This window comes from Nocardia salmonicida NBRC 13393 (genome assembly GCF_001613085.1).
In the GTDB taxonomy this organism is placed as follows: Bacteria; Actinomycetota; Actinomycetes; order Mycobacteriales; family Mycobacteriaceae; genus Nocardia; species Nocardia salmonicida.
Map to the genome: position 1 here is coordinate 287,510 of NZ_BDBR01000010.1, position 14,044 is coordinate 301,553.

The following is a 14,044-nucleotide window of genomic DNA, read 5'->3' on the forward strand; positions in this document are numbered from 1 at the left end:
CGTCGCCGCCGCTGGCATTGCTCTCGGCGATTGTCACACGTCAGCGGCGCGCAGCGACGGATTACGCTGCTCACACCGTGCGCCGATACTGTCCTCCCACCGCGAAGAAGGCATCGGTGACCTGCTGCAATGTGCACACCCGCGCCGCGTCCATGAGCACATCGAAAATATTGCCGTCGGTGTGCGCGACTTCGGTCAGCCGGGCCAGCGCGAGATGGGCTTGTTCGGCGTGATCGGCTTGGAAACTGTGCAGCCGGTCCAGTTGGGAGCGGCGTTCGGTCTCGGTGCCGCGGGCCAACTCCATCGGTGCGTGCTCGGTGTCGTCGTCGCGGCCGCGGAAGGTGTTCACCCCGACGATCGGCAACGATCCGTCATGTTTGCGCTGTTCGTAGCGCATGGACTCGTCCTGGATGCGACCGCGCTGGTAGCCGGTCTCCATGGCGCCGAGCACTCCGCCGCGTTCGCTGATCCGCTCGAATTCGAGCAGCACCGCCTCCTCGACGAGATCGGTGAGTTCGTCGACGATGAAACTGCCCTGGAGCGGATTCTCGTTGACGGCCAGTCCCCATTCCTTGGCGATGATGAGCTGAATCGCCAGCGCGCGGCGCACCGAATCCTCGGTCGGGGTGGTCACCGCCTCGTCGAAAGCATTGGTGTGCAGGCTGTTGCAATTGTCGTAGACCGCGATCAGTGCCTGCAGGGTGGTGCGAATGTCGTTGAACTGCATTTCCTGTGCGTGGAGCGAACGACCCGAAGTCTGCACGTGGTACTTGAGTTTCTGAGCGCGCTCGCCCGCGCCGTACCGGTCGCGCATCGCGATAGCCCAGATCCGCCGGGCGACCCGGCCGATCACCGTGTACTCGGGGTCCATGCCATTGGAGAAGAAGAACGACAGATTCGGGGCGAAGTCGTCGATCGCCAGCCCGCGCGCGAGATAGGTCTCCACATAGGTGAATCCGTTGGCGAGGGTGAAGGCGAGTTGGCTGATGGGGTTCGCGCCCGCCTCGGCGATGTGATACCCCGAGATCGAGACCGAATAGAAATTTCGGACGTCGTTGCGCACGAACCATTCCTGCACATCGGCCATCATGCGCAGACTGAATTCGGTGGAGAACAGGCAGGTGTTCTGGCCCTGATCCTCTTTGAGGATGTCGGCCTGCACGGTGCCACGCACGGTCGACAGCGTGCGTGCCCGGATCTCGGCGGCTTCGCCGGACGTCGGCTCGCGGCCCTCGGCGTCGGAGAAGCGGTGCAGGGCTTGGTCGATGGCGGTGTTGAGGAAGAAGGCGAGGATGGTCGGGGCGGGACCGTTGATGGTCATCGAGACCGAGGTGGTGGGGGCGCCGAGGTCGAAACCGTCGAACAGGGTGCGCATGTCCTCGACGGTGGCCACCGAGACACCCGAGGTGCCCACCTTGCCGTAGATATCGGGGCGCGGGGCCGGATCGTGGCCGTAGAGGGTCACCGAGTCGAACGCGGTGGACAGGCGGGTGGCTTCGGCGTGGGCGCTGAGGACCTTGAAGCGACGATTGGTGCGGGCGGGATCGCCCTCGCCCGCGAACATTCGAGCGGGATCCTCGTTCTCGCGCTTGAAAGGGAAAACGCCTGCGGTGAAAGGGAATCGGCCGGGCAGGTTCTCGGCGCGCAGGAAGCGCAGGAGTTCGCCGTCGTCGGTGAAGCGCGGCAGCGCGACGCGGGGAATGCTGGTGCCGGAGAGTGACTCGCGACGCAGGGGTGTGCGTAGTTCGCGGTCGCGGATGCGGACCACCTGTTCGTCACCGCGATAGCTTTCGGCGACCGTCGGCCATGCGGCCAGGGCTTCGGTCGAACTCGGGGAGAGCGCGGGACGGGCCCGGGTGAGCAGATCGGCGACCGCCGCGTCGTCGGGGAGTTCGTCGTGGACCAGCGCCAGCCGTTGAATCCGCTGGGCCGCCGCGACTTCGCGCCGAGTATCGGCGTGGTAGCCCCGGACCGTGTCGGCGATGTCGGCCAGATACCGGACCCGCGACGGGGGGACGAGCTGGGCGAAGCGCGTGGAGACCGAGGTGTCGACGCGGGGCAGCACGCCGGGTTCGAGCGTCAGGCCGTGTTCGGTGAGCAGACCGGTGAGGTGCTGGTACAGCGCGGTGACGCCGTCGTCGTCGAAAGTCGCGGCGCTGGTACCGAAAACGGGCATGTCCGCGGGACTCGCGCCGAATTCCGCACGGTTGCGGATCAATTGGCGCGCCACATCGCGGACCGCGTCGGCCGCGCCACGGCGTTCGTACTTGTTGATCGCGACGACATCGGCGTAATCGAGCATGTCGATCTTCTCGAGCTGGGAGGCGGCGCCGAACTCCGGCGTCATCACATACAGCGCCACATCGACGTGGTCGACGATGCCCGCGTCGCCCTGGCCGATGCCGGGGGTCTCGAGAATGACCAGGTCGTGACCGGCGGCCCGGCAGGCGGCGATCATGGTGTCGATATCGTCGGGCAGTTCGTGATTGCCGCGGGTGGCCAGCGAACGGAAGTACACGTGATCGCCGTCGAGGGCGTTCATCCGGATGCGGTCACCGAGCAGGGCGCCGCCCGCTCGTCTGCGGGTCGGGTCAACCGCCAGGACGGCGATGCGCAGTTTGTCCTGCTGGTCGGTGCGGAGTCTGCGCACCAATTCATCGGTGAGGGAAGACTTTCCGGAACCCCCGGTGCCGGTGATGCCCAGCACGGGGACGCGCCGTGTGGCGGCCGCCGCCACGATCGCGGCTCGGTCGGCATCGGACAGTGCGCCCTGCTGCAAGCAGGTGATGGTGCGCGCCAGCGCGTTTCGATCGCCGGTGTAGAGCGCGGCGAGGTCGGGTGCGGTGCGCGCGGGGTCGACATCGCAGAGCCGGATCAGTTCGTTGATCATGCCGGGCAGGCCGAGGCGCTGGCCGTCCTCGGGGGAGAAGATCCGCACGCCGCTCGCCGCGAGCCGCTCGATCTCCTCGGCGACGATCACCCCGCCGCCCCCGCCGAAGATGCGCACATCGTCCGCGCCCGCCTCGCGGAGTGCCTGCGCCAGGTATTCGAAGAACTCGATGTGCCCGCCCTGATAGGAGCTGACCGCGACGCCCTGCACGTCCTCCTCGATCACCGCGTCGACGATCTCGCGCACCGACCGGTTGTGGCCGAGATGGATCACCTCGGCGCCCTGGGCCTGCAGAATCCGCCGCATGATGTTGATCGCCGCGTCGTGTCCGTCGAATAGGGCCGCCGAGGTCACGAACCGCACCGGATTCACAGGAACATGCAGGTCCATGACTGCCTCCGCCATGTAGTAGAGCGCCCGATACTAGGACATCAAAGTAATTCTAATGTGAACCGCGTCACTCCGCCGCGAAACGCCCCGCCCAGCTTCCTGCGGAATCGTCGCCGCAGGTCGACATACTCGACGGATGGTTCGCGAGCATCGGATGGATGTGGCGTTGGAACGATTGGTAGCCGCCGGGGTGATCAGTGGGGAGCAGCGGACAGCGGTGTTGCGGGCGGTCGACGAGCAGGATCGGACCGGGCGCACGAGTGGGGGATGGGTGGCCGCCGAGATCGTGGCCTATGTAGGGGCCGGGCTGGTGGCCGCGGGTCTGGGGTTGTTCATCGACAAGGCGTGGGCGCAGGTGGCGCATTCGGGGCGGGTGGTGCTACTGGTGGTGGTGGCCGGGTGCGGGATGTGGGGAGCGGTGGCGTTGGCCGGTGGATGCGTGGGGGTGTACCGGCGGGTGCCGATCGCCTCGGCGGTGCGGGTCAGGTTGGCCGCAGTGCTGCTCGTGCTCGCGGCGGTGGCGATGACCGGCGCGGTGGCGACGGCGTTCGACCACCACCACGGCGACGAGACGGCGATCGCGGCCTCGGTCGCGGGACTGCTTGTCGCGATACTGGGGTATCTGCTGGTGCCGAGCGTGCTCGGCATGGTCGCCGTGGCCTGCTTCGGTGTCGCGAGCATCCTGAGCGTGACCTCGGAGCTGTTCGATTTCCGCTCGCCGTGGCAGGGGATCGCGCTGATGATGTTCGGCGCGTTGTGGTTCGGCCTCGCATGGGCTCGCCTGCTGGTGGCCGAAGGGGCCGGATACCTACTCGGCGGGGTGATCGCGGTGATCGGGGCGCAGACGCTGACCTCGGGCGAATCGCTGTGGCGGCCCGGCTCGACCGCGCTGATCGGGGTGGTCTGCTTCGTGCTGTACGCGATTCGGCGCGACGCCGTGCTGGTGCTCGGCGGGGCCGCGGGGACCGCGATCGCGGTGGTACAGGTGGTGGCCGACTACACCACCGGAGGTCCGGTCGTGGCGAGCATGGTGCTGGCGATCGGCGCGCTCGTACTCATGGTCGGCCTGGTCGTCCTGCTCACTCGGCAAGGGCCACTGCGACCGGGGTGAATCAGAGGATCAGGGTGGTTTCCTGGGCGCGGATCGTGCGGAAGAAGCGCGGGCCCACGTCCGCGCCGTCGTGGTTGTAGCTGTCGATGATCTCGGCGAGTTCGTCGGCGAGTCGGCGCAGGTCGTCGGTGGCGGTGATGCGGTCGAATTCGTCGGGTTCCCAGCCCCATGAGGGCGGGATATCGGTGATCGTGACGACGATCTGGTCGGCGAACGGGGTCGTGACGGCCACGGTGAGCTCGGCGGGGGCCGCGGCGAGGGGACTGTGGACCGTGACCTCGCCGGGGGCGCCCGCGGCGACGAAAGTGCGGGCGAAGGCGATGTCCTCGCGGACGAATTCGACGATCGACGCGGTGCTCGCGTGCCTGCCCGCACGGTGGTGGCGCGAACCGTAGACGCGGTCAGGGGCGGCGCCGGAACCATTGTGGCCCACGGATTTTCGAAGCAAACGCTCGAGCATGCGTTCCGCGGTGGCGCGCTCGCCCGCGCCGGTGTTCTCGTGGTCGATCAGTGCGCGCAGGCGGGTGATCCGCACGAAGTGGTCGCTGCCCATGCTCTGATTGTGCCGCAAATCGGACGCGGTGGAATGCGTCACAGACGGCGCGCCACAGTTTCGGATCCTCCGATATCCGACTTTATCGTGACGGGCATGAGTGAAGCGGAAGTGCTGTTCGAGGTACGTGGCGGGCTCGGTCTGATCACGCTGAACCGGCCGCGCGCGATCAACGCGCTCAACCACTCGATGAGCTTGGCCATCACCGAGAAGCTGCGGGCATGGGCTACCGATCCGGCGATCCGGACCGTCGCGGTCGTCGGCGCGGGCGAGCGCGGCCTGTGCGCGGGCGGCGACATCGTGGCCATCCATCGCGACGCGAAAGCGATCAACGACGGCGGCGCGGACGTACCGGCGCCGATCGACACCGCGTCGGCGGCGTTCTGGCGTGACGAATACCTGCTCAACGACCTGATCGGCAGCTACCCGAAGCCGTACGTGGCGGTGATGGACGGCATCGTGATGGGTGGCGGAGTGGGCTTGTCGGCGCACGGTAGCCACCGCATCGTCACCGAGCGCTCGCAGATCGGCATGCCCGAAGTGGGCATCGGCTTCGTGCCCGACGTCGGCGGCACCTATCTGCTCTCGCACACTCCCGGCGAGCTGGGCACCCACGTGGCGCTCACCACCGCGCGGATGGGCGCGGGCGACGCGATCGTGGCCGGTTTCGCCGATACGTTCGTCGCCTCCGAAGACCTGCCCGCCCTGCTCGACGCGTTGCGCACCACCCCGGCCGACGAGGCGATCGCCCGATTCGCCACGCCCGCACCGGAGTCAGAGCTGGACGCCCAGCGCGACTGGATCGATACCTGCTACGCCGCCGACACCGTCGAACAGATCGTCGAGGCGCTGCGTGCGGCAGATTCGCCCGAAGCGACCAAGGCCGCCGATGACCTGCTGTCGAAATCCCCGATCGCGCTGAAAGCGACCCTGCGCGCGCTGCGCGATGCCCGCGACCTGACACTGGCCGGGGCGCTGAATGCCGAACTGCGGATCACCGTGGCCGCGCTGAGCACCCACGATCTGGTCGAGGGCATCCGCGCGCAGGTGATCGACAAGGACCGCACGCCGCACTGGTCGCCCGCCACTCTCGCCGACGTCACCGATGCCCAGGTCGACGCCTACTTCGCCGCGCTCGGCGAGCGCGAACTGGGACTGCGGGCCTGATCGGAGCGGCACCCTGCACCGGTGGGCGACCTGGCTCGGTATCGTCAGCGTGATCCGTGACCGTTGACTGACAAGAGGGTGGCCGTGACCGAATTCGAGACGATTCTGCTGGAGCGCAAGGGCGGCGCCGACGGGAAGGGCGGGGTCGGCTGGATCACCCTGAACCGGCCCAAGGCGCTCAATGCCCTCAATGCCCAGGTACTCGACGACGTCATCGCCGCGCTCGACGAACTCGACGGCGACGATTCCATCGGCGCCGTCGTGATCACCGGCTCGGCGAAAGCCTTCGCCGCGGGCGCCGACATCAAGGAGATGGCGCCCAAGTCGTACATGGACATGTTCCTGGCCGACTACTTCGCCCGCTGGGACCGGCTGGCCAACTTCCGCAAGCCCACCATCGCCGCCGTCTCGGGCTACGCGCTCGGTGGCGGTTGTGAGCTGGCGATGCTGTGCGACATCCTGATCGCCGCCGACAGCGCCAAGTTCGGTCAGCCCGAGATCACGCTCGGCGTCATCCCCGGTATCGGCGGCTCGCAGCGTCTCACCCGCGCGATCGGCAAGGCCAAGGCGATGGATCTGATCCTGACCGGCAGGATGATCGGCGCCGAGGAAGCCGAGCGTTCCGGGCTCGTGTCGCGGGTCGTGCCCGCCGACGAATTGCTCGACACCGCGCTCGAGGCCGCGCAGACCATCGCGTCGATGTCGCTGCCGGTCGCGATGATCGCCAAGGAGGCGGTGAACCGCTCGTTCGAGACCACCCTCGCCGAGGGGCTGCTGTTCGAACGCCGGGTGTTCCATTCGCTGTTCGCGACCGAGGATCAGAAGGAAGGCATGGCCGCCTTCGTCGAGAAGCGACCGCCGAACTTCAGCAACCGCTAGTTCGGTTTCCAGCGCGGCGCACCGTCGATGAAGTGCGCGGTAGTCGGCGCGGTGCCCTCCTCAGGGGACCGCGCCGAGGTGTTTTCGTTGCTGAGCAGGCCGACGACGGTGCCACCGAGGGTGGCCGTCACCGCGACCGCGGCGAGAAGTTTTCGGTGGCTCGCGCGCGGCGCGACGCCGATGACGCCCGCACCTCGTCGTGGCATGCGTAACCGCGCCGAGGGACGGCGGGCGCACAGCAGCACCGCGCCCCGAGCCGAAACATATTCCGGCTCAGGGTCGTACACGGTCGGCAGACCGATCAGCCGGCCCAGATCCGCCCGCAGACTCGGGTTGCGGGTGCAGCCACCCAGCAGTGCCAGCGCTCCCGGCTGCACCCCTGTCTCCTCGATCAGCAGGCGCACGAACGAGGCCGAATGATGCAGTCCCGCTTCGCATAACGCGGCGAGGTCGCTGCGGGTCAGTACCGCGCGGCCGCCGGTGTCGGCATCGGCGGCGGTGACAACCCTGGTGCGGCTCAACGATTCTCGGTGTTCGCGGCTGGCATGCGCGTCGGCCGAGATGCCGCTGCGCGCGAGTTGCCAGCGCAACAGCGCGTCGTAGCCGTTGCCGCTGAGGAGGGTGCTGCGTTTGCCCGCGATGATCGTTTCGGTGCGGCAATCGGCGTGGGTGATGGTCAGACCGGAACTGCCGAGGTCGTAGAGCAGGACCGAGTCGGCGGCGGGCAGCAGGCCGGTGAAACGCAGGTAGCGCAGCTGGGCGAGCGGTTCGTCGACGATCGCGAAGTCGGCCTGGCCCGCGGCCGCTCTGATCGCGTCGGCCTGTAGCTCGCTGCGGCAGGTGACAGCTGTGCCGGAGATGTACTCGTCGCGTTCTGCCGCCGCCGCGCGCATACGGTGGATCGCGGTGAGTACCGATTCCTCCACCGAGCCCCCTGCCCGGCGCGGTACGTGGATCCGGTCGATGGGCGGCATGTGGGGCTGATCGGAATGGGTCAGCAAGGCACGGGCTCCACCCGCGCCCGCCGATACCCCGAGGATCAGCACCATGGGCTACATCGTGGACCTTTTCGCGCTAGCTGCCAAGGGGGTCGGCCGAAGATTCACCCGTCGGTTGCCAGGTCGCGTGAAATGCGAGGTTTTCCGGGTCGTCGATATCGAAATCGCCCGCGGCGTGTCGGAATTGTGCCAGCAGTCGTATCAGATCGCGACCCTGATCGGCGGGCAGACCGGGTTCGGCGAACACTTCGGAGTTGAGTGCCGCCGTGGCCTCGGACACGGATTTCCTTCCCGCATCGGTGATTTCGATGAGAGTTGCCCGTCGATCGCTGGGGTGCGGGACACGAATCACCAGCCCGGCGGCTTCGAGTCGATCGACGGTATTGGTCACGCTCGTCGGGTGCACCTGCAGACGCGCACTCGCCTTGGCCATCGGCAGAGCGCCGGTGCGGCTGAAACTGAGCAGTTGCAGGAGTTCGTAGCGGGAGAACGTCAGGCCGGACGGTTTGAGGGCCTCGTCGACGCGTGCCATCACGATCTGCTGCGCTCGGACCAGCGAGGTCACCAGGGCCATCCCGTCGGCGACCGATTCCCAGCCGTGGGCCACCCACTGCCGGTACGCCTCGGCGATGGGGTCATGGGAGAGCGGTCTGGGCCGTGACATGAATCCGATCATTCCACGACCCAGCCGCTTTCCCCACAGAGCGAGCGGCGGGAATTGAACCCGCGTTAACGGCTTTGCAGACCGTTGCCTAAACCACTCAGCCACGCCCGCCTCGCCATTGATAGTGCCGTGCGCCCGTGTGCACGACCAGGGTTGGGATCAGCGTGATCTCAATGGTCCCGGTGTCGATGCCGAGGATGCGCGGGGTCGCCGAGGCGGCGTTCGATCAGTGCTTGTTGGCCGGTGCCGAGCAGATCTTCCAGGTGCCGTCTTCCTTGGTGAGGTGCTCCTCGGTGCTGGACTCGGTATCGGGCTCCTCGCCCTCCACCGACAGTGTCAGCTGGCCGGTCACCGTCGCCTTCGCATCGTCACCGGTGATGACGATGTCTTTGACGTCATCGATCGTCACCTGCACCGTCGCCCGCTCGAACTGCGCGCGCTGCTCGGTGGTGAGATTGTCGATCTCCGTGCGATCGGCCTGGCAGGCCAGCTGCGCGGCGGCGACGAAACCGTCGGAGTCGAGCGTGTCGTAGAAGTCGCGCACCGCGACATCGATCTGCTTCTCGTCCGACGACAGCGGCGTACGACCCTGCAATGTGAGCACCACGCCTGTCACCAGCGCGCCGATCACCACCAGCGCGACGACACCGAGCACGATGAACAACCCGGTCCGCTTCTTCTTCGGCGCGGGCGGCGGGATGAAAACGTCGGGGCCATCCGGATATTCGGGCCCCGGCGGCCCACCCGCGCCGAACCCCGCGTGCGGATACCCCGGCGGCCCGGATGGCATCCCCGGCTCGACCGGCGGCTGCTGACCGAAGGGAGGTTGCTGTCCCTCGGGCGGATTCGTCATGGCAACGCTCCTGATGTCATCGGGGGCGTTGGCCCCCACAACGTATGGAACCGTGCGAGATCGAGCGGGTACACCAAGCTTTCGGCGTACCGTAACCCGCCGATCCGGTCCGGACAAATTCGGCCGATCCGGGATGTCGCTGATGTCGGCGCTGGACCGATCACGGCTATTCGCCGCATTCACTGTGGTCCGTACCTATCACTGTCAGTACCGGCAAGCGGGCACCTTCTTGGCCCTACTGTCTCGATCAGTAACAACAAAGGAGTTGTCTGATGCTTGCCTTGCTGGCGACGGCGTGGACGGGCATATCCAGTGCTCTGTTCGACGCTCACCGCGCGAACTTGCGGTCCCGTTCCTACGCGACCGCCGCGTTCAATCCGCCTACCGTCGCCCGCCGGGTCGTCCCCGTGACCACCAGGGACGGAACTCGGCTGCGCGTGCACTCCTACGGCCCCGAGGACGCGCCTGCCATCGTGTTGGTGCACGGCTGGACCTGCGCTATCGAATACTGGAATGCCCAGATCAACGCGTTCGCCGGTGAGTACCGCGTTATCGCCTATGACCAGCGTGGTCACGGCGCCAGCGAGTTCGGCTCGAGCAAGCTCAGCATGGACTTGCTCGCCGACGATCTCGCCGATGTGCTCGACGCGACCCTCGACGCCGGGCAACGCGCGGTCCTGGTCGGCCACAGCATGGGTGGTATGACTCTGCAAGCCTGGGCCGGTCGCTACCCGGAACAGGTTGCGGCACGGGCGCATTCGGTGCTGCTCGCCAATACCGCGGCCGCGCATCTGATCTTCGAGACCACCGTGGTTCCGCTGTTCAACCGGCCGTCCCGGCTGCTGAAACTCAAAGTGCCGCTGCCGTTCCTGGTGGGCCGCGTCGGCATCGGCTTCCCGATCGTCTTCCCTCCGATCGCCCCGGTGGAATGGCTGTTCGCCCGGCAGATCATGAGCACCGCCGCCAAGGGGGACCTGCTCGACTTCGGCATGAACATCGTCCGGTCCTGTCCGGCGCTGGTCCGGGCTCGCTTCGGGTTGCTGGCAGCCGACATGGATCTGGGCGAATCGGCGCGAAATCTGGTGGTGCCCACCTCGATCGTCGCAAGTTCCTTCGATGACGTGATCCCGGTCGCCCACTCCGAACTGATTTCGGAAATGCTGCGCGCGACAGGCAGTTTCGTGCGGATGGAAATCTTGCCGACCGGCCATCTCAGTAACATCGAAGCCCAGCCGGAATTCAACGCTGAACTGACGCGATTGGTCGAGGCCGCCTACCGCCGCCCGAAGGAGGCCGTCGGCTAGACGCCGACGTCACTCCGAGTGTCGGCCGGGGCCCGACTACATGCTCTCGAAGAGCCGCTCGATGACGACCGCGACCCTGTCCTCCTCGTTCGACGCGGTATGTCTGGCTACCGCCGCACGCACGCTGGCGTGGGGCGTTGCCCATCGCGTACCCGGTGCGGAATAGGCGAGAAGCTTCACGATGGGGACATCGAGGGTCCACACGTCGGCGAGAGCTTGCACAGGCGACTCGGCCCCGGTGTCCCGCGTCAGCCTCGGCCGGTAGCCCGGTTCGAAGAACACCCGGTGGCCGGTCTCGGCCGCGAACCCCGCGCGGTGACGACAACTATCTCCACCCCGGCGCGGATGGCGGTCCGCAATGCGTCGAGCGTGCGCTGGGAGACTGTGCCGTCAGCGCGTAGGAGGGTGCCGTCGAGATCGGTGGCGATGAGGCGGGGCAGCATCATCGGATCACTCTGGGTGGGTTCGACTCGGGGCCTGTGCGTTCGACCTCGCCGCTCGACGACGACCGCGACCCCGTCCAGTCCGACTGCCTTCGCGCTCGCTCGAGTACACGGCACAACGGAACTCGGGTACCGGCGGAAGAACGGGGTCGGCGTCGGTTTCGCGTTCATCTGTTGACAGGGGCTCACCCTTCTCATAATCTCTTCTCTAACGAAGATACTTCTTATGGGCATTAAGATCTTGCAAGCAGGTAATATTACGAGAGAGGTTCCCTCCATGAACGCGACTATCGGCGATGCCGAATCGGCCACCACTCCCGCCAGGAATCGCCGTCGCACCATCGTGCGAGCGCTGGGTGCGACCACCCTCGCGCTCGGCGTCGCAGCCGGCGGCGGATACGTGTGGCTGAGTCAGACCTCGGATGTGCGCGACACTGGCGTCGCCGAGTGCACCGGCGTCGCACCCGACGGGGGCACCGCTGCCGATTTACAGGGGGTGTGTGCCACGCTGTCGGAGATGACCGCCGCGTGGGGTCGCAACGATGCCGACGCCTACGGCGCGACCTTCACTGAAAATGCCACGTACACCACTTTTGTCGGCACCCATTACGCGGGCCGTCAGGATCTCACCGAGGGGCATCGGGCCCTGTTCAATGGATTTCTGAAGGGCACCGAGCTCGCCGACTCGTACCTGGACGTGCGCTTCTACGGCGGTGACGTCGCGATCGTCACCAGCCGGGGCGACCGCTACGACGACGAGCGCCCCGCCGAGCTATCCAAGACCCAGACCTACACGATGGTGCACGAACCGGACGGCAAGTGGCGGATCGCCAGCTTCCACAACACCCAGCGGCAGCGAGTCATGGAGCGCATCTCCTACCTGTTCGATCCGGCGACCAAGCCCGCGGCCGAACGATGAGGGCGCTCATCACCGGGGCCAGCGCGGGCATCGGCCGGGTTTTCGCGATATCGCTTGCCGAGCAAGGCTATTCGGTCACCGCGGTGGCCCGCGGAATTGCCGACCTGGACCAGTTGATGTCCGAGCTCGGCGCGGGGCACGACTATCTCGTCGCGGACCTCGCGACCATGGAGGGGCTGCGCGCGACCGCCGCACTGCTCCGGAGCGGCGGCTACAGCCTCCTGGTCAACAATGCGGGAACCGCCACGCACGGTGACTTCGCCGAGCTTTCGCTCGAATCCGCGCTCACTGTAATGGATCTCAACTGCCGGGCGGTCGTCGTCCTGGCCCACGCGTTCCTCGACCATGCCGTGGCCGGCAGCGCGCTGGTGAACGTCTCCTCCACGCTCGGTTACACCCCGAAGCCGGGAATGAGCGTCTACAGCGCCTCGAAGGCCTTCGTCACCACGTTCTCCGAAACACTGTGGCACGAACAGAAATCCTGCGGCGTGCATGTCCTGGCATTGTGCCCGGGCGTCACCGCCTCCCGAGCCGGCGCTGATGTACCGCCCTGGCTGGTCCAGACTCCGCAGCAGGTCGTGGACCGTGCCCGGAAAGCCCTGTCCGACAAGGCCGGTCCGGTAGTCCTCACCAACCGGACCAATCGACTGTTCACCGCCGCGCTGCGGCTACTACCGCGCAAGACCGCACTGGCCGTGCTCGCGCACTGAAAGGAAACAATCATGGACACCGACAACCTCGACATCCGCGCTCTCGTCCAGCGCAGCCAGGACGCTTGGAACCGTGGCGACGGCGCCGCCTACGGCGCGTGCTTCACCGCCGACGCCACCGATGTCACCTTTGTCGGCACCGTCTACCACGGTGGCGTCGAGATCGGCCGGGCGCACCAGGCGCTGTTCGACAGCTTCCTGAAAGGCACCCGCCTCACCGTGCAGATTCTCGAAATCCGCAGGTACGGAAGCGATACTGCCATCGTTGTCACGCGAGGTGAATCCTCGAAGGGCGATGCGAAGAAGCTCGGCAAACTCGCGACCTACACCGTGATCCGCGACGCCGAGAGCCAGTGGCGCATCGCCGCGGTACAGAAGACCCAGCGCAAGCCGCTGATGGAGGCGGTCTCCTTCAGATTCCGGCCCGCCACCCGACCCGGCGCGCACCGATGACCACCATCGCCGTGGTCGGAGCCACCGGGCGCACCGGGCGGGCGGTTGTCGCCGAGGCCCTGGCCCGCGGCAATCGTGTCACCGCGATTGTCCGTCCGGCCGGAAGCCTCCCTCCTGCACCGGGATTGACCGTGATGGTCGCCGACCCAACCGTGCCCGGATCCCTCGCGGGTCTGCTCGACGAACACCACGCGGTCATCTCCGCACTCGGTGCCCGCGACCGTGGACCCACCACCGTCTACTCGGCCGGCGCCACCGAGATCATCGCCGCCATGCCGCCCGGTGGGCGACTGCTGGTCGTCTCTTCCGCCGGGCTGGACATTCCGTCCGACGCGGGACCGGCGACCCGGTTGCTCGCCCGCGCGCTGCATCGAATCATGCGCTACACGTACACGGATATGGCGCGTATGGAACAGCTGCTCGCGCACAGCGAATTACGCTGGACCGCCATCAGGCCCACCCGGTTGACCGATGGCCCTGCCACAAGTAGGCCGCGAATCCTTTTGGGTACGAACACGAAAGCCGGCCCGCGAACATCACGAGCCGACCTGGCGAGCTACCTACTCGACGCCATCGACGACCCGCGGACCCACGGCACCGCGATGGCGATGTCGTCCTGACCTGGCAGGCTCCACAATGCTCGCCATACCTGCGGCACGACGATGCACCTGCGCAAGGATCCGATGGTCGTGATCGCGCCGACGAAAAAG

14 protein-coding genes and 1 tRNA gene are annotated in these 14,044 nt (G+C 67.0%); 8 read left to right on the plus strand and 7 right to left on the minus strand.

Going from position 1 to position 14,044, the window contains the following annotated elements; translation table 11 throughout:
• Nucleotides 1-70 precede the first annotated feature (70 nt).
• Nucleotides 71-3,280 carry a fused isobutyryl-CoA mutase/GTPase IcmF gene (icmF, locus tag NS1_RS12880; RefSeq protein WP_255284511.1) on the minus strand — a complete coding sequence of 1,070 codons (3,210 nt, stop codon included), beginning with the start codon at nucleotides 3,278-3,280 and terminating at the stop codon, nucleotides 71-73.
• A gap of 136 nt (nucleotides 3,281-3,416) precedes the next feature.
• Between icmF and NS1_RS12885 the strand changes: the two genes are divergently transcribed.
• Nucleotides 3,417-4,391, plus strand: a complete 975-nt coding sequence (locus NS1_RS12885) for a DUF2157 domain-containing protein (RefSeq protein WP_062984432.1) — start codon at nucleotides 3,417-3,419, stop codon at nucleotides 4,389-4,391.
• Between the two features lies 1 nt (nucleotide 4,392).
• On the opposite strand, the gene NS1_RS12890 is transcribed toward NS1_RS12885, so the two are convergent.
• Nucleotides 4,393-4,944, minus strand: a complete 552-nt coding sequence (locus tag NS1_RS12890; RefSeq protein WP_063816130.1) for a hypothetical protein — start codon at nucleotides 4,942-4,944, stop codon at nucleotides 4,393-4,395.
• 96 nt (nucleotides 4,945-5,040) lie between these two features.
• Here NS1_RS12890 and NS1_RS12895 point away from each other — a divergent pair, with 96 nt between their 5' ends.
• Nucleotides 5,041-6,111, plus strand: a complete 1,071-nt coding sequence (locus NS1_RS12895) for an enoyl-CoA hydratase/isomerase family protein (protein WP_062984435.1) — start codon at nucleotides 5,041-5,043, stop codon at nucleotides 6,109-6,111.
• Nucleotides 6,112-6,195: 84 nt separating this feature from the next.
• Nucleotides 6,196-6,990 (plus strand): enoyl-CoA hydratase, encoded by a 795-nt coding sequence (locus tag NS1_RS12900; protein ID WP_062984543.1) that lies wholly within the window; start codon nucleotides 6,196-6,198, stop codon nucleotides 6,988-6,990.
• On the opposite strand, the gene NS1_RS12905 is transcribed toward NS1_RS12900, so the two are convergent.
• From NS1_RS12905 to NS1_RS12920, 4 genes are all read right to left on the minus strand, one after another.
• The gene (locus NS1_RS12905; protein ID WP_062984437.1) at nucleotides 6,987-8,039 is read right to left on the minus strand and encodes a hypothetical protein; all 1,053 of its coding nucleotides are present in this window, start codon (nucleotides 8,037-8,039) and stop codon (nucleotides 6,987-6,989) included. The two genes, NS1_RS12900 and NS1_RS12905, sit on opposite strands and share 4 nt — an antisense overlap.
• Before the next feature lie 25 nt (nucleotides 8,040-8,064).
• Nucleotides 8,065-8,652 (minus strand): MarR family winged helix-turn-helix transcriptional regulator, encoded by a 588-nt coding sequence (locus tag NS1_RS12910; RefSeq protein ID WP_084503689.1) that lies wholly within the window; start codon nucleotides 8,650-8,652, stop codon nucleotides 8,065-8,067.
• Between the two features lie 39 nt (nucleotides 8,653-8,691).
• Nucleotides 8,692-8,763 (minus strand) — tRNA-Cys (locus NS1_RS12915).
• Nucleotides 8,764-8,878: 115 nt separating this feature from the next.
• Nucleotides 8,879-9,505, minus strand: a complete 627-nt coding sequence (locus NS1_RS12920) for an Rv0361 family membrane protein (protein WP_062984441.1) — start codon at nucleotides 9,503-9,505, stop codon at nucleotides 8,879-8,881.
• Nucleotides 9,506-9,777: 272 nt separating this feature from the next.
• On the opposite strand from NS1_RS12920, the gene NS1_RS12925 reads away from it, so the two are divergent.
• On the plus strand, nucleotides 9,778-10,809 hold the full coding sequence (locus tag NS1_RS12925; protein ID WP_062984443.1) for an alpha/beta fold hydrolase: 1,032 nt from the start codon (nucleotides 9,778-9,780) through the stop codon (nucleotides 10,807-10,809).
• A gap of 248 nt (nucleotides 10,810-11,057) precedes the next feature.
• On the opposite strand, the gene NS1_RS38975 is transcribed toward NS1_RS12925, so the two are convergent.
• Nucleotides 11,058-11,255: an HAD family hydrolase gene (locus NS1_RS38975; RefSeq protein ID WP_169812770.1), complete on the minus strand. Its 198-nt coding sequence runs from the start codon at nucleotides 11,253-11,255 to the stop codon at nucleotides 11,058-11,060.
• 274 nt (nucleotides 11,256-11,529) lie between these two features.
• Between NS1_RS38975 and NS1_RS38980 the strand changes: the two genes are divergently transcribed.
• The 4 genes from NS1_RS38980 to NS1_RS12950 are packed head-to-tail and all read left to right on the plus strand — an operon-like array spanning nucleotide 11,530 to nucleotide 13,954.
• Nucleotides 11,530-12,171 carry an SgcJ/EcaC family oxidoreductase gene (locus tag NS1_RS38980; RefSeq protein ID WP_084503681.1) on the plus strand — a complete coding sequence of 214 codons (642 nt, stop codon included), beginning with the start codon at nucleotides 11,530-11,532 and terminating at the stop codon, nucleotides 12,169-12,171.
• A complete protein-coding gene (locus tag NS1_RS12940) occupies nucleotides 12,168-12,881 on the plus strand; it encodes an SDR family NAD(P)-dependent oxidoreductase (RefSeq protein WP_062984447.1) in 714 nt (237 codons plus the stop codon). Before NS1_RS38980 ends, NS1_RS12940 begins: the two co-directional genes overlap by 4 nt.
• Nucleotides 12,882-12,893: 12 nt before the next feature.
• Nucleotides 12,894-13,334, plus strand: a complete 441-nt coding sequence (locus tag NS1_RS12945; RefSeq protein WP_062984449.1) for an SgcJ/EcaC family oxidoreductase — start codon at nucleotides 12,894-12,896, stop codon at nucleotides 13,332-13,334.
• Nucleotides 13,331-13,954 carry an NAD(P)-dependent oxidoreductase gene (locus tag NS1_RS12950; RefSeq protein WP_062984450.1) on the plus strand — a complete coding sequence of 208 codons (624 nt, stop codon included), beginning with the start codon at nucleotides 13,331-13,333 and terminating at the stop codon, nucleotides 13,952-13,954. Before NS1_RS12945 ends, NS1_RS12950 begins: the two co-directional genes overlap by 4 nt.
• Nucleotides 13,955-14,044: the final 90 nt, after the last annotated feature.

Bases quoted from the DNA above. Each gene is read 5' to 3' on its own strand.
- icmF (WP_255284511.1), bottom strand. From the start codon at position 3,280: ATGGACCTGCATGTTCCTGTGAATCCGGTGCGGTTCGTGACCTCGGCG.
- NS1_RS12885 (WP_062984432.1), top strand. From the start codon at position 3,417: ATGGTTCGCGAGCATCGGATGGATGTGGCGTTGGAACGATTGGTAGCC.
- NS1_RS12890 (WP_063816130.1), bottom strand. From the start codon at position 4,944: ATGGGCAGCGACCACTTCGTGCGGATCACCCGCCTGCGCGCACTGATC.
- NS1_RS12895 (WP_062984435.1), top strand. From the start codon at position 5,041: ATGAGTGAAGCGGAAGTGCTGTTCGAGGTACGTGGCGGGCTCGGTCTG.
- NS1_RS12905 (WP_062984437.1), bottom strand. From the start codon at position 8,039: ATGGTGCTGATCCTCGGGGTATCGGCGGGCGCGGGTGGAGCCCGTGCC.
- NS1_RS12910 (WP_084503689.1), bottom strand. From the start codon at position 8,652: ATGTCACGGCCCAGACCGCTCTCCCATGACCCCATCGCCGAGGCGTAC.
- NS1_RS12920 (WP_062984441.1), bottom strand. From the start codon at position 9,505: ATGACGAATCCGCCCGAGGGACAGCAACCTCCCTTCGGTCAGCAGCCG.
- NS1_RS12925 (WP_062984443.1), top strand. From the start codon at position 9,778: ATGCTTGCCTTGCTGGCGACGGCGTGGACGGGCATATCCAGTGCTCTG.
- NS1_RS38975 (WP_169812770.1), bottom strand. From the start codon at position 11,255: ATGATGCTGCCCCGCCTCATCGCCACCGATCTCGACGGCACCCTCCTA.
- NS1_RS38980 (WP_084503681.1), top strand. From the start codon at position 11,530: ATGAACGCGACTATCGGCGATGCCGAATCGGCCACCACTCCCGCCAGG.
- NS1_RS12940 (WP_062984447.1), top strand. From the start codon at position 12,168: ATGAGGGCGCTCATCACCGGGGCCAGCGCGGGCATCGGCCGGGTTTTC.
- NS1_RS12945 (WP_062984449.1), top strand. From the start codon at position 12,894: ATGGACACCGACAACCTCGACATCCGCGCTCTCGTCCAGCGCAGCCAG.
- NS1_RS12950 (WP_062984450.1), top strand. From the start codon at position 13,331: ATGACCACCATCGCCGTGGTCGGAGCCACCGGGCGCACCGGGCGGGCG.